We start from the raw sequence: 13,808 nt of genomic DNA on the forward strand, positions 1-13,808 counted from the left end.
GCGGAACATTAGTCCTCACCAGCGATCTCGGAGATCAGGTCATCGGTTTCGGCTTCGAGCGAGCGAATATCTGCTTGGATGTCAGCGAGGGTGCGCATTGGCGCGGGCCTATAGAAGTGGCGCGTGAAGGATATTTCGTAGCCGACCTTCGTCTTTGATTCATCGATCCAGGCATCCGGAGCATAGGGCGTGACTTCGCGACGGAAAAAGGCTTCGATGCCGTCATCGTAGCTATTTTCTGGCTCAGTCAGTGGCACCTGTTCAGTGTCGCGAAGTTCGGTGTCGGGCTCGTACTCCACCACACGCGTTCGCCCGCTGATGATCGCCTCATATCGGCCGTGAAGCGAGTTAGAAACGGCAGCGTACGGAAGTGCCCTTCTGATGACCGGCGGAGCAGTCTCATCGCGCACGCCGTCTTCTTTGAACTGCTTGATTTCCTTCGCTGTATACACGCGGTTCGGATCCACTCCGACAATGCGCAGAGGGCGCTCGACGGTGATCTTCTGGTATCCGAAGTCGACTCCGTCGAACACCTTAGAGCGATCGGTGTCGGCGTACTGGTCGAACGCCGTGAACGCTTCGAGCACTTTGTCCGCATCAGTCACGCTGACCTCTACACCCTTCTCACCGAGATTCCTTCGAAGGGGCGTGGACCAGCCAGTGGCATCGATCAGTTGTACCTTGCCCTTGCGGCGCTCCTCCTTCCGGTTGGAAAGCACCCACACGTAGGTCGCGATGCCGGTGTTGTAGAACATCTTGAGCGGCAGCGCGACGATCGCTTCGAGCCAGTCGTTTTCGATGATCCACCGACGGATATTGCTCTCGCCCTGCCCTGCATCGCCGGTGAACAGCGATGACCCGTTGTGGACCGACGCGATCCGGGAGCCCCGATCAGTTTCCTGCTTCATCTTCGAGATCAGGTTCGCGAGGAACATCAGCTGCCCATCGCTGCTGCGCGTGACAAGCGAGTACTCGCTATCGCCAGCGTGAGTGACCACGAAGCGCGGGTCGAGGATTTTCTTTGCGCCGCCGAGCCGGTCCTGATCGGTCTTCCAGCTCTTTCCGTAAGGCGGGTTCGAGAGCATGAAGTCGAACTCCTGGCCCGCGAAAGCGTCATTCGAGAGCGTTGAGTACTCCGGGCCGCCGACGATGTTGTCTGCAGCTTTCCCGTCCCCCTTGAGGATGAGGTCGGCCTTGGCGATCGCGTAGGTCTCGGCGTTGATCTCCTGCCCATACAGATGAGTGGAGACCTTCTTGCCGGAAGACTCAGCAAGGTGATGCAGTGTTTCCTCGGCGACAGTCAGCATGCCACCGGTGCCCATCGCGCCATCGTAGAGGCGGTACGTGCCCGACGGAATCACGTCAGCGATCGGTTCGAACATCAGCCGCGTCATCAGCCGGACCGCGTCGCGCGGTGTCCAGTGCTCGCCGGCTTCTTCGTTGTTTTCTTCATTGAAGCGGCGCACCAGCTCTTCGAAGACTGTGCCCATCCCGTGGTTGTCCATCCCGGCCGGGGAGAGATCGAGATCCGGCGCCAGGAACTTCTCGATCAACGCACCGAGAGCGTCAGCCTTCGTCAGCCGAGGTAACTGGTTTCGGAACTCGAAATTGTCGATGATCTCCTGCACGTTGGGCGAGAACCCGTCCAAGTACGCCTCGAAGTTCTGCCGCAGACGCGTCGAGTTCGACACGTGGCGCAAGTCCTTCAGCGAGAAACCTGACGTGTTGTAGAAGTCCTGCTTGGCAGCATCCCGCAGCGGTGCATCCTGGTCGCCGACGCCCGCCTCATCCAGCATCTTCTTCATCGCCATCACGGCGTCTCGCGTCGGGGCAAGGACGCTATCCAGGCGACGCAGGACGGTGAAGGGAAGGATCACGTCACGGTACTTGCCTCGGACATAGAGGTCGCGGAGCACATCGTCGGCGATGTTCCAGATGAGCGCCACGATTCGAGAATGGTTGATGGAGCTGTGTGGCACGGGGATCCTTCACTTGTGACTAGACATCCTGCTGAGCGGCGGGGCGATGTGACTCGTTCAGGCGATGCGGCTCAACCAACGCTGGAGTGGACGGCGCCACTGACATCGTGTCAGTTGGCACGATGCTTTGTCTGTTCGGTCAAGTTTTCGAGCGTCGCCCCCTTGACGGCTACGTGAAAGCATCTCAAGCACCGTCTGTCAGTGCCTAATGAGCAGTGCGCGCGCCTCGACACCTAGTTGCTCAGCGAGGGCCTCGACCGAGTCCAAGGTGAGGTTGCGCTCTCCACGTTCGATGCCAGCGAGGTACCGAGTCGACACTCCGAGCTGCTCGGCGAGACCTTCCTGCGACAGCTGACGTGCGAGACGTAGATCAAGGTCTGTTCTACACGTTGAAGCGGAACTCCACCACGTCGCCGTCCTGCATGACGTAGTCCTTGCCCTCGATGCGGGCCTTGCCCTTGGCGCGCGCCTCGGCGATGGAGCCGGTCTCGACGAGGTCGTCGAACGAGATGATCTCGGCCTTGATGAAGCCCTTCTGGAAGTCGGTGTGGATCACGCCGGCCGCCTGCGGGGCGGTCCAGCCCTTGCCGATCGTCCAGGCGCGCGTCTCCTTCGGGCCCGCCGTCAGGTAGGTCTGCAGGCCGAGGGTATCGAAGCCGATGGACGCGAGCTGGTTGAGGCCCGACTCGGTCTGGCCGGTGGACTCGAGCATCTCGGCAGCGTCGGCCTCGTCGAGGTCGATCAGCTCGGACTCGATCTTGGCGTCGAGGAAGATCGCATGCGCGGGGGCGACCAGCGCGGCCAGCTCGGCCTTGCGCGCCTCGTCGGTCAGCACGGCCTCGTCGACGTTGAAGACGTAGATGAAGGGCTTCGCGGTGAGCAGGCCCAGCTCGCGGATCGGCTCGAGCTCGATCGAGGACGCCGAGAGCGGCTTGCCGGTGTCGAGGAACTCGCGGGCCTTCTTCGCCGTCTCGAGCACGATGGGCTCGATCTTCTTCCCCTTGAGCTCCTTCTCGTAGCGCGCCTCGGCCTTCTCGAGGGTTTGCAGGTCGGCGAGGACGAGCTCGGTGTTGATCGTCTCCATGTCGCTCGCGGCGTCGACCTTGCCGTCGACGTGCACGACGTCGGCGTCCTCGAAGCCGCGGATGACCTGCGCGATCGCGTCGGCCTCGCGGATGTTGGCGAGGAACTTGTTGCCCAGGCCCTCGCCCTCCGACGCGCCGCGGACGATGCCGGCGATGTCGACGAACGACACGGGCGCGGGGAGGATGCGCTCGGAGCCGAAGATGCCGGCGAGCACCTCGAGGCGGGAGTCGGGCAGGTTCACGACTCCGACATTGGGCTCGATCGTCGCGAACGGGTAGTTCGCGGCGAGCACCGTGTTCTTGGTCAGCGCGTTGAAGAGCGTCGACTTGCCGACGTTGGGGAGTCCGACGATTGCGATAGTGAGAGCCACGGGCATCCATCCTACGGCGTGGTCGCGGGGGCGCCGCGTGCCGGTCCCGGCGGCGTCGGAGGTGCGTGAGAGGGTGAAGTCGTGCCCATCGACTTCACCGCCATCGACTTCGAGACCGCCAATTCGCACGGAGCGTCCGCCTGCTCGGTCGGGCTGGTGAAGGTCCGCGACGGCCGCGTCGTGGACCGCGCGGGCTGGCTCATCCGCCCGCCCTACGGCTACGACGACTTCCTCGAGTGGAACACCCGCATCCACGGCATCCGCAAGCACGACGTGCACGGCGCGGCCTCCTGGGTCGAGCAGTTCGCCGACCTCGTCGCCTTCGCCGGCGAGGACGTCTTCGTCGCCCACAACGCCGGCTTCGACATGAGCGTCATCCGCGCCGCCTGCGCCGCGACCGCGCTCGAGCTCCCCGCCTACGACTACCTCTGCTCGCTGCAGCTCGCCCGCAGGACCTACCAGCTCGAGTCCTACCGCCTGCCGTCCGTCGCGTTCGCCGCCGGCTACGACGACTTCCGCCACCACGACGCCTCGGCCGACGCCGAGGCCTGCGCCGCGATCGTCGTGCACGCCGCCCGCCGGCACGGGGCCGGGAGCCTGGCCGAGCTCGGGGAGCTGGCCGGGGTGTCGGTCAAGCGCCTGCGGCCGAAGGCTCCGGTCGCCGCCTGACCCCCGGGCGGCGATCCGAGAGCCCTTGCGACTCACTCCCCCGCGCGCGGGTCGCCGAACCAGTTGCTGAAGATGCGCCAGAAGTTGCGGTTGCCGTAGGCCGAGCACGCGTCGCCCGAGCCGTAGAGGTTCGCCAGCGCCGCGGCGTTCGGCTGATACGGCGTGTAGTAGTAGAGCCCCGCCGTCGCCGCGTTCTCGATCCGCACCGGAGCGGTCCCGCAGGCGGCGTCGGGCGAGTACTGGATCTCGCTGGTCTCGCCGACCGGGTACCAGTCGAAGCTGCTGTCGGGGTTCCGGTAGCGCTGGAACTGCCAGGCCGCACCGTAGACCTGGCCGAAGAAGCCGAAGTAGTCGCTGTCGCAGTCCGCCGTGTCCGGGCAGCCGTAGCCGGTGGCGCTGCGGAACTGCCGCTCGCTCGGCGCACTGTCGGTGACGAGCGACTGCTCCTTCTGCAGCAGTGTCAGCAGCACGGCGGGGCTGACGTCGCAGGCGCCCGCGACCGCGCTGACGATCTCCGCGGCGGAGACGTCCTGCCCGCCGAGGTACGCGTCGCACTGCTCGTCGGCGGCGACGTCGCCGGTGTCCTCGGCGTAGTCGCGCAGGCAGGGGACGTCGGTCCCGGCGCAGGAGGGCACCCGCGCGTTCAGGAACGCCTGCACGGTCAGCGGGCCGAGCGCGCCGCCGTCGAAGAAGACCTCGTCCGAGACGATGTCGCCCGGGTCGAAGCCGGACTCGTCCACACCACCGGCCAGGTCCGTCCACATCCGGATGCCGGGCACCGCGGTCGCGGGAGCGGTCGCGGGAGCGGTCGCGGCGCTCAGGTCCGAGGCTCCGGTGAGCAGCAGCACGACCCCGAGGGCGGCGAGGGCCGCCGTCCCTCCCCGGCGCCGTCGGACGGCGGACGAGGAGGCGGCGGCCGGTGAGGGATCGGCCGGGCTCATCCCTCCACGCTAGCGGCCGGGCGCCGGACGATCCGCCGCAGGGCGCGAGCCGCGCGGCAGCGTCCGATCGCGTGGCCGGCGCCCCGCGAACCGGTGGAGGACACTCCGTCGAGCACATCTCCCGGAGCGCAGGGCGGCCGCTCCGGAGCGCCGCCGCTCGGATGTCGGAGGTCCGTGGTCTCCTCGGCGCATGGAACTCAGCTTCGTTCTCGGCCTCGCGGTCGGCGCGCTCCTCGCCGCCGTCGTCGCCGTGCTGCTCGCCCGCGCCCGCACTCCCGACACCGCGCTCGCCCTCGAGCTGGCGACCGCGCAGGCGCGGGCCGAGGGGCTCGAGGAGCGGCACGAGTCCGTCGTGGAGCAGCACCGCGAGCACCTCGGCTCCGCCCGCGATCAGATCCGCGAGCTGCAGGAGCAGCTGCGGGTCGTCGCCGAGCGCGAGCGCCACGACGCGCGGATCCTGCAGACGCTCTCCCCCGTCGCCGAGAGCCTGCGCGGGATGCAGGAGTCGGTGCGCCGCCTCGAGAGCGAGCGCGCCGCGCAGTTCGGCGCCATCACCGAGCAGCTGGAGGGGCAGCGGCTCGCCGGGGAGAGGCTCCGCTCGACCACCGAGACGCTCGCCTCGGCGCTGCGCTCGAGCGCCAGCCGGGGTGCGTGGGGCGAGACGCAGCTGCGCAACGTCGTCGAGGCGGCCGGGCTGACCCAGCGGGTCGACTTCGACGTGCAGTTCGGCCTGGAGGGCGAGGGCGGGAGGGGCCGCGCCGACATGGTCGTGCGCCTGCCCGGCGGCAAGGCGATCGCCGTGGATGCCAAGGTGCCGTTCGACGCGTACCTCGAGGCGAGCGCGATCCCCGCCGGCGCGGGGGCCGACGAGGAGGCGCGGCGTGCCGGGCTGCTGCGCGCGCACGTGCGCGCCCTCCGCGGGCACATCGACGCCCTCGCCGGCCGCGCCTACTGGACCGGGCTGCCGGCGAGCCCGGAATTCGTCATCGCCTTCATCCCCAGCGAGCCGCTGCTCGCCAGCGCGCTCGACGCCGATCCGACGCTGCTGGAGTACGCGTTCCGCAAGCGGGTCGCCCTCGCCTCGCCGGTGACGCTCTGGTCGGTGCTGAAGACCGTCGCCTACACCTGGCAGCAGGACGTCCTGACCGACGACGCGAAGCGGCTGCTCGACCTCGGCAAGACGCTCTACGCGCGGCTGGCGACCCTCGCCGACCATGCGGAGGGGCTGCGCCGCTCGATCGAGAAGACGGTCGACTCCTACAACGCCTTCGCCGGCTCGCTCGAGACCCGCGTCCTCGTCACCGCGCGCCAGTTCGACACCCTCGACGAGTCCCGCGTGATCGCGCCGGCCGGCGGCGTCACGACGTCCCCGCGCCGCCTGACGGCCGTCGAGCTCCTCGCCCCGGACGAGCGCACGGCCTGAGCCGCGGGGTCTCGATACGCCGCTGCGCGGCTCCTCGACCAGCATGTGGGCGCCGCTCCGCGGCGGCTCGACCGTCGGACAGGGCGCGCCCCACCATGCTGATCGAGTAGCGCCGGGAGGGCGCGTATCGAGATCCACCCACGCATGAACGCGGGTCTCGATACGCCGCTGCGCGGCTACTCGACCGGCATGCGGCAGCGGCCGTCTAGACCCACTTCTCCGCGAGGTGCTGGGCCGTCACGCGGCGGATCGTGCCCGAGCGCGAGCGCAGGACGATCGACTCGGTGGTGATGATGTGGCCCTCCTTGCGGACGCCCTTCACCAGACCGCCGTTGGTCACGCCGGTGGCGACGAAGTAGGTGTTGTCGCTGCGGACCAGGTCGTTCGCGTGCAGGACGCGGTCGAGGTCGTGGCCGGCGTCGATCGCGCGCTGGCGCTCGTCGTCGTCCTTGGGGCGGAGGATGCCCTGGATCACGCCGCCGAGCGCGCGGATCGCGCACGCGGTGATGATGCCCTCGGGCGTCCCACCGGTGCCCACGCACATGTCGACTCGCGAGTCGTGCCGAGCGGCGTTGATGCCGCCCGCGACGTCGCCGTCGAGCAGCAGCCGCGTGCCGGCACCGGCGGCGCGGATGTCGTCGATCAGCTGCGCGTGCCGCGGGCGGTCGAGCACCGCGATGCGCATCTCGTCGACGGGCTTGCGCTTGGCCCGCGCCAGCGCGCGGATGTTCTCGCCGATCGGGCGCTGGATGTCGATGATCCCCACGCCCTCGGGCCCGGTGACGATCTTCTCCATGTAGAACACGGCGGACGGGTCGAACATCGCCCCGCGGTCCGCGACGGCGATCATCGACAGCGCGTTCTGCCGGCCCGCCGCGGTCAACGAGGTGCCGTCGATCGGGTCGACGGCGATGTCGGCGGCCGGCCCGGAGCCGTTGCCGACGTGCTCGCCGTTGTAGAGCATCGGCGCGTTGTCCTTCTCGCCCTCGCCGATGACGACGACCCCGTCGAAGTTGACGGTGCCGAGGAAGGTGCGCATCGCGTCGACGGCGGCGCCGTCGGCGGCGTTCTTGTCGCCCTTGCCGATGAAGGGGACGGCGCGGATCGCCGCCGCCTCGGTGGCTCGGACGAGCTCCATGCCGAGGTTGCGGTCCGGGTGGAGGTAGAGCGAGTCGTGGTCGATTTCGGTCACAGCGCGGAGTCCTTCGCGTTCGAGTTCGTGCAGACGGCGTCGTCGCAGGACCCGCGGAGCGGATCCCCATCCCAGGGCGAAGCCTATCGGAGGCGTGCCCCGCGCCCGGGGGATGCCCCGCAGCCGCCTCGCTAGACTCGACGCCGACGCGGGCCTCGCCCGACCCCCTCCCGTTCATCCGTCAAAGGAGATGCCATGCCCGTCGCTACCCCGGACCAGTACGCAGAGATGCTCGACAAGGCGAAGAAGGGCGGCTTCGCGTACCCCGCGTTCAACGTCTCCTCCTCGCAGACCATCAACTCGGTGCTGCAAGGCCTGTCCGAGGCCGGCTCGGACGGCATCATCCAGGTCACGACCGGAGGCGCCGACTACTTCGCCGGCCACACGGTCAAGAACCGCGCCGCCGGAGCGATCGCCTTCGCGAAGTTCGCCACCGAGGTCGCCAAGAACTACCCGGTCACGGTCGCGCTGCACACCGACCACTGCCCGCAGAACGCGCTCGAGGGCTTCGTCTACCCGCTGATCGCCGCCTCCGAGGAGGAGGTCAAGGCCGGTCGCGAGCCGCTCTTCCAGTCGCACATGTGGGACGGCTCGGCCGTGCCCCTCGACGAGAACCTGAAGATCGCCCAGGAGATCCTGCCGCGCGTGAAGGCGATCAACGCGATCCTCGAGGTCGAGATCGGCGTCGTCGGCGGCGAGGAGGACGGCGTCTCGCACGACATCAACGAGCACCTCTACACCACGCTCGACGACGCGATCGCGACCGTCGAGGCCCTCGGCTTCGGCGAGCAGGGCCGCTACATGGCCGCGCTGACCTTCGGCAACGTCCACGGCGTCTACAAGCCGGGCAACGTGCGCCTGCGCCCCGAGCTGCTCCGCGAGATCCAGGACGGCCTGCAGAAGAAGTACGGCACCGAGGCCCTCCCGCTCGACCTCGTCTTCCACGGCGGCTCCGGCTCGACCGACGAGGAGATCGCCGAGGCGGTCCGCAACGGCGTCGTGAAGATGAACATCGACACCGACACCCAGTACGCCTTCAGCCGCTCGGTCGCCGACACCGTGCTGAAGAACTACGACGGCTTCCTCAAGGTCGACGGCGAGGTCGGCAACAAGAAGGTCTACGACCCGCGCTCGTGGGGCAAGATCGCCGAGTCCGCCATGGCCGTCCGCGTCGCCGAGGCGACCCGCCAGCTCGGCTCCGCCGGCCACTCCGGGAAGTAGGGCACCGCTCCGTGACGAACGCACACGACCAGCCGGGCCGCACCGAGCGCCCGGAACCGCAGTACGGCGAGTACGCGCCGCCCGGCTGGTCGTGGACGCCTCCGGAGGACGCCGTCGTCGTCCCCGACCCGCGAGGGTCCGAGACCGATCCGCGGCCCGCGACCGCGCCGTCGGCGAAGACCGTCGCGCACCCCGTCGACCGGCTGATCACGATCGTCCTGCTCGCGCTCGGCGTCTTCTTCGCCGTGCCGACGCTGCTCGACCCGTCGAGCTTCGCGACCACCCTCTCCGAGCTCTACACGAGCCAGGGCATCGGCACCTACGCCTCCCCCGACCTCGCCCGCACCCTCGGGCTGGTCGTGGCGCTCGCGCAGGCGCTGATCGTCGCGTTCGCGGTCTGGATCTCGATCCGCCGGCTGCGGGCCGGCAAGCGCGCCGTGCTGGTGCCGATCCTGGGGATCGTCGCGACGGTCGTGCTCTCCCTGACGGTCGCGGCCATCGCGATCCTCGGCGATCCGACCTTCGCCGACTACGTCTCGCGGATGTCCGCCGGGACCGGCACGGACGTCTAGCGCCCGAGCCCGCTCACGCGAGAAGGCCGCCCTCCCTCGGGAGCGGCGGCCTTCTCGGTGTTCTGCGAGCGGAGCGTCAGGCGCTGACGGAGGCGCTCACGCGTCCGCCGGCCCCGCGGGCGTCGCGCTTGCCGGCGACGTCCTTGCGGAGCTCCTTGGGGAGCGAGAACATCAGGTCCTCCTCGGCCGTCTTGACCTCCTCGACGTCGCCGTAGCCGGCGGCGGCGAGGTCGTCGAGCACCTCGCGCACGAGGACCTCGGGCACCGAGGCGCCGCTGGTGACGCCGACGGTGCGGATGCCGTCGAGCCACTCCTGCTTGATCTCGCTGGCGTAGTCGATCCGGTACGCGGCCTTCGCGCCGTACTCGAGCGCGACCTCGACGAGGCGGACCGAGTTCGAGGAGTTGGCCGAGCCGACCACGATGACCAGCTCGGCGTGCTCGGCGACCTTCTTGATCGCGACCTGGCGGTTCTGGGTGGCGTAGCAGATGTCGTCGCTCGGCGGGTTCTGCAGGTTCGGGAAGCGCTCGCGGAGGCGGCGCACCGTCTCCATCGTCTCGTCGACCGAGAGCGTGGTCTGCGAGAGCCAGACGACCTTGTCCGGGTCCTTCACCACGATGTTCGGGACGTCGTCGGGGCTGCCGACCAGGGTCACGTGATCGGGGGCCTCGCCCGCGGTGCCCTCGACCTCCTCGTGCCCCTCGTGGCCGATCAGGAGGATCTCGAAGTCGTCGCGTGCGAAGCGGACGGCCTCGCGGTGCACCTTAGTGACCAGGGGGCAGGTCGCGTCGATCGCCTGGAGGCCCCGGTCGGCCGCGCCCTGCACGACCGCCGGCGAGACGCCGTGCGCGCTGAAGACGATGTGCGAGCCCTCGGGGACCTCGTCGACCTCCTCGACGAAGATCGCGCCCTGGCTCTCGAGCGTGGAGACGACGTGCACGTTGTGCACGATCTGCTTGCGCACGTAGACGGGGGCGCCGTAGTGCTCGATGGCCTTCTCGACGGCGACGACCGCGCGGTCGACGCCGGCGCAGTAGCCGCGCGGAGCGGCGAGGAGCACCCGCTTGGCGCCGTCGACGGGCTCGTCGCGCAGGCGCCCGGTAGCGCGGGGCATGCGCGGCATGGGCAGGCTGATCGGGGCTTCACTCACCCCGCGATTCTACGCGGTGCATCCTGTGCTCCCCGCGGAAGGGCCGGATCCGGCGACCGGTGGCCGGACGCGCGGCCCCGCGCCCGGCCGGGCGCCGCGGCGGCCGAGGTGTCGGAGGCATCCCGTACCGTGGTCCTCGCGGGTCCGCCACCCGCTCCCCCGCCCGCCCGCTCCAGCGAAGGCACTGATGACAGACGCCCCTCCCACCGCCGATGCTCCCTGGCCGGTCGGTCTGCTCGCGAGCAAGATCAAGGGCTGGATCGAGCGCCTCGGCACCGCGTGGGTCGAGGGCGAGATCACGCAGTGGGGCGTCTCCGGCGGGAACGTCTACGGCAAGCTGAAGGACCTCTCCGGCGACGCCACCGTCGGCTTCACGGTCTGGTCCTCGGTCCGGGCCCGCCTCCCGGCGGACCTCAAGCAGGGCGACCGGGTGATCGCCCTGGTCAAGCCGAACTACTGGGTCAAGGGCGGCACGCTCTCGATGCAGGTGTTCGAGATGCGGCACGTCGGGCTCGGCGATCTGCTCGAGAAGCTCGAGCGCCTGCGCCGCCAGCTCGCCTCGGAGGGGCTGTTCGAGCCCGCGCGCAAGCAGCGGCTGCCCTTCCTCCCGCACGGGATCGGCCTGATCACCGGCAAGGACTCCGACGCCGAGAAGGACGTCCTCCGCAACGCGCAGCTGCGCTGGCCGGCCGTGCGCTTCCGCGTCGTGCACGCCGCCGTGCAGGGCGAGCGCACGGTGTCCGAGGTGACCTCAGCCCTGCGCACCCTCGACGCCGACGCGAGCATCGACGTGATCGTGATCGCCCGCGGCGGCGGCGACTTCCAGAACCTGCTCGGCTTCAGCGACGAGTCCCTCGTGCGGGCGGTCGCGGCCTGCACCACCCCCGTGGTCAGCGCGATCGGGCACGAGGCGGACCGCCCGCTGCTCGACGACGTCGCGGATCTCCGCGCCTCCACCCCGACCGACGCGGCGAAGCGGGTCGTCCCGGACGTCTCCGACGAGCTGCTCCGCGTGCAGCAGGCGCGGCTGCGGATGACCACCCGGGTCAGCGGGCTCGTCTCGCACGAGATCGACCGCCTCTCGCAGCTGCGCTCCCGGCCGGTCCTCGCGCAGCCCCGGGTCCTGGTCGACCAGCGCTCGGAGGAGCTGACCCGCTGGGTCGCCCGCGGCGCCGAGCTGGTCGAGCGGCGGATCGAGCGCGCCCACCTGGAGGTCGAGCGCCTGCACGGCCACCTCCGCGCGCTGTCGCCGCAGCACACCCTCGACCGCGGCTACGCGATCGTGCAGAACGGCAGCGGTCACGTGGTCCGCACCCCGCAGGACGCGGCCGAGGGCGAGGCGCTCGTGCTCACCCTCGCCGAGGGCGCCGTCGCCGCCCGCTCGACCGGGCCCGCGGCCGATCCCGCCGGCCGCGGCTGACCCGCCCCGCTCCCACCCGCCCGCGCCCTCCTCGCAGCCCCGATCGATAGGATCACCACCATGGCCGACGCCCGCACCGACTCCCCCGCCGTGCCGTCGAGCGACCCCGTCCCGTCCCGCGAGACCGACGTCTCCGGCTTCAGCTACGAGCAGGCGCGCGACGAGCTCGTCCGCGTCGTCTCCGAGCTCGAGCAGGGCAGCTCCACCCTCGAGCGCTCGCTCGCCCTGTGGGAGCGCGGCGAGGCGCTCGCGGCCCGCTGCGAGGAGTGGCTGATCGGCGCCCGCGCGCGGCTCGACGCCGCCCGCTCGGGCGGATCGAGCGCCGGCGGATCGAGCGCCGGATGAGCCGCGAGAAGCCGCCGCGCGTCGTCGCCGAGCTCGGCCGTCCCGAGACGGCCGCCGAGACCGCGGCCCGCAAGGCCGAGAACTCCCGGCTCTACCGCCAGCGCAAGACCGTCAACAACCTCGTCTTCTCGCTGCTCGCCACCGTCGGCGCGGTCGCGCTGATCGTGCTGATCGTCCCCCGCGGCGAGGGCACCGTCCGCGACCCGGTGGACGTGCCGGCGGTCGCCGCCCAGTTCCAGCTCGGCGAGAGCGAGACCCTCGCCGCGCCCGACATGCCCGACTCCTGGTCCTCGAACGCGGCCGAGCTGCGCGAGGACGGCGGGATCGAGTACTGGTACGTCGGCCTGATCACGCCGAAGAACGGCTACATCGGCGTCAGCCAGGGCTTCGACGCCGATGAGCGCTGGGTCTCCGGCCAGCTCGACAGCGCCGCGGCGACCGGCGTCGAGCAGATCGACGGCCGCGAGTGGACGGTCTACGACCACCGCGACGGTGCCGGCGAGACCGGCAACAGCCCCTACGCTCTCGAGACGACGGCCGGTGGCAGCACCTACCTCGTCTACGGTACGGCGCCGACGGACGAGATCCGCCAGGTCGTCGACGCCATCACCCCGCAGATCGGCCAGGAGGAGTCCCGTTGAGCTTCGATCCGTCGAGTCCCCAGCACGAGGTCCCGCAGAGCATCGCCGTCGCGCGCGAATCGCGCCCGCCGTCGTGGGTCTGGAAGGAGATGCTGCGCGGCAACCAGCGCTTCGTCGCCGGTGAGCCCCGCCACCCCCGTCAGGACGTCGAGCGCCGCAACGAGCTCGCCGCCGAGCAGAAGCCGCTCGCCGCGCTCTTCGGCTGCAGCGACTCGCGCCTCGCGGCCGAGATCATCTTCGACCTCGGCCTGGGCGACCTCTTCGTGGTCCGCAACGCCGGCCAGGTCATCGCGGACTCGATCATCGGCTCGCTCGAGTACGGCGTCGCTGTGCTCGGCGTGAAGCTGATCCTCGTCCTCGGGCACGACGAGTGCGGAGCGGTCAAGGCCGCGATCCAGTCGCAGGCGCCCGACGCCGAGCGCCTCCCGCCGCACATCGAGCACCTGATCGAGCCGATCATCCCGGCCGTCCGCCGCATCGTCGGCCCGCAGCCCGACGGTCGCGTGCTCGTCGACCCGTCGACGACCGACGCCCTCGCGGTCGGCCGCGAGCACCTCCGCGACACGGTGGCCGAGCTGCTGCAGCGCTCCCCGCTCATCGCCGACGCGGTCGCCGCGGGAGAGCTCGCGGTCGTCGGCGCCAACTACCGCCTCGCCGACGGCACCGTCGACTCCGACGTGGTCCTCGGCATCGACCCGCCGCAGATGAGCCCGTACCGCTCGGAGCAGGAGCGCACCTCCAGCCCACTGCAGAGCGTGTCGAGCCCCGACGCGACCGCTCCGGCCGCCGAGTAGCCGGC

Annotated in this window: 13 protein-coding genes and 1 pseudogene; 8 read left to right on the plus strand and 6 right to left on the minus strand. The window is 70.1% G+C overall.

Annotated features, from left to right (window positions below; genetic code table 11):
* Positions 1 to 8: 8 nt before the first annotated feature.
* The 3 genes and pseudogenes from EDF35_RS18300 to ychF form a co-directional block, all read right to left on the minus strand.
* A complete protein-coding gene (locus tag EDF35_RS18300) occupies positions 9 to 1,979 on the minus strand; it encodes a class I SAM-dependent DNA methyltransferase (protein WP_133963372.1) in 1,971 nt (656 codons plus the stop codon).
* 198 nt (positions 1,980 to 2,177) lie between these two features.
* Positions 2,178 to 2,336 (minus strand): annotated as a pseudogene (locus EDF35_RS18305) (helix-turn-helix transcriptional regulator); the annotation flags it as partial.
* Positions 2,337 to 2,361: 25 nt separating this feature from the next.
* Positions 2,362 to 3,435, minus strand: coding sequence for a redox-regulated ATPase YchF (ychF, locus tag EDF35_RS18310; RefSeq protein WP_127886145.1), 1,074 nt, complete (start codon positions 3,433 to 3,435; stop codon positions 2,362 to 2,364).
* An 81-nt stretch (positions 3,436 to 3,516) separates the two neighbouring features.
* Here ychF and EDF35_RS18315 point away from each other — a divergent pair, with 81 nt between their 5' ends.
* Complete coding sequence (locus tag EDF35_RS18315) at positions 3,517 to 4,104, plus strand: exonuclease domain-containing protein (protein WP_123445426.1); 588 nt, start codon at positions 3,517 to 3,519, stop codon at positions 4,102 to 4,104.
* Between the two features lie 32 nt (positions 4,105 to 4,136).
* Here the strand turns inward: EDF35_RS18315 and EDF35_RS18320 are convergent, their stop codons facing one another.
* Positions 4,137 to 5,045 carry a hemagglutinin gene (locus tag EDF35_RS18320; RefSeq protein ID WP_133963373.1) on the minus strand — a complete coding sequence of 303 codons (909 nt, stop codon included), beginning with the start codon at positions 5,043 to 5,045 and terminating at the stop codon, positions 4,137 to 4,139.
* 190 nt (positions 5,046 to 5,235) lie between these two features.
* On the opposite strand from EDF35_RS18320, the gene EDF35_RS18325 reads away from it, so the two are divergent.
* On the plus strand, positions 5,236 to 6,468 hold the full coding sequence (locus EDF35_RS18325; protein ID WP_133963374.1) for a DNA recombination protein RmuC: 1,233 nt from the start codon (positions 5,236 to 5,238) through the stop codon (positions 6,466 to 6,468).
* A gap of 205 nt (positions 6,469 to 6,673) precedes the next feature.
* Here the strand turns inward: EDF35_RS18325 and glpX are convergent, their stop codons facing one another.
* The gene (gene glpX, locus EDF35_RS18330; RefSeq protein WP_123704712.1) at positions 6,674 to 7,606 is read right to left on the minus strand and encodes a class II fructose-bisphosphatase; all 933 of its coding nucleotides are present in this window, start codon (positions 7,604 to 7,606) and stop codon (positions 6,674 to 6,676) included.
* Positions 7,607 to 7,855: 249 nt separating this feature from the next.
* Between glpX and fbaA the strand changes: the two genes are divergently transcribed.
* Complete coding sequence (gene fbaA, locus EDF35_RS18335; RefSeq protein ID WP_123445424.1) at positions 7,856 to 8,881, plus strand: class II fructose-bisphosphate aldolase; 1,026 nt, start codon at positions 7,856 to 7,858, stop codon at positions 8,879 to 8,881.
* An 11-nt stretch (positions 8,882 to 8,892) separates the two neighbouring features.
* The gene (locus tag EDF35_RS18340; RefSeq protein ID WP_133963375.1) at positions 8,893 to 9,453 is read left to right on the plus strand and encodes a DUF6264 family protein; all 561 of its coding nucleotides are present in this window, start codon (positions 8,893 to 8,895) and stop codon (positions 9,451 to 9,453) included.
* Between the two features lie 76 nt (positions 9,454 to 9,529).
* Here EDF35_RS18340 and EDF35_RS18345 read toward each other — a convergent pair whose 3' ends face one another.
* A complete protein-coding gene (locus EDF35_RS18345; RefSeq protein WP_123445422.1) occupies positions 9,530 to 10,576 on the minus strand; it encodes a 4-hydroxy-3-methylbut-2-enyl diphosphate reductase in 1,047 nt (348 codons plus the stop codon).
* Between the two features lie 214 nt (positions 10,577 to 10,790).
* Here EDF35_RS18345 and xseA point away from each other — a divergent pair, with 214 nt between their 5' ends.
* The 4 genes from xseA to EDF35_RS18365 all read left to right on the plus strand — a co-directional run bounded on the left by xseA (position 10,791) and on the right by EDF35_RS18365 (position 13,803).
* Positions 10,791 to 12,023 (plus strand): exodeoxyribonuclease VII large subunit, encoded by a 1,233-nt coding sequence (xseA, locus tag EDF35_RS18350; protein ID WP_133963376.1) that lies wholly within the window; start codon positions 10,791 to 10,793, stop codon positions 12,021 to 12,023.
* A 60-nt stretch (positions 12,024 to 12,083) separates the two neighbouring features.
* On the plus strand, positions 12,084 to 12,368 hold the full coding sequence (locus EDF35_RS18355) for an exodeoxyribonuclease VII small subunit (RefSeq protein WP_133963377.1): 285 nt from the start codon (positions 12,084 to 12,086) through the stop codon (positions 12,366 to 12,368).
* Positions 12,365 to 13,009 carry a DUF4245 domain-containing protein gene (locus EDF35_RS18360; protein WP_123445420.1) on the plus strand — a complete coding sequence of 215 codons (645 nt, stop codon included), beginning with the start codon at positions 12,365 to 12,367 and terminating at the stop codon, positions 13,007 to 13,009. Before EDF35_RS18355 ends, EDF35_RS18360 begins: the two co-directional genes overlap by 4 nt.
* Before the next feature lie 89 nt (positions 13,010 to 13,098).
* On the plus strand, positions 13,099 to 13,803 hold the full coding sequence (locus tag EDF35_RS18365) for a carbonic anhydrase (RefSeq protein ID WP_123732408.1): 705 nt from the start codon (positions 13,099 to 13,101) through the stop codon (positions 13,801 to 13,803).
* The last annotated feature ends 5 nt before the right edge of the window (positions 13,804 to 13,808 follow it).

The sequence above is a fragment of the Rathayibacter sp. PhB151 genome, assembly GCF_004366415.1.
In the GTDB taxonomy this organism is placed as follows: Bacteria; Actinomycetota; Actinomycetes; order Actinomycetales; family Microbacteriaceae; genus Rathayibacter; species Rathayibacter festucae.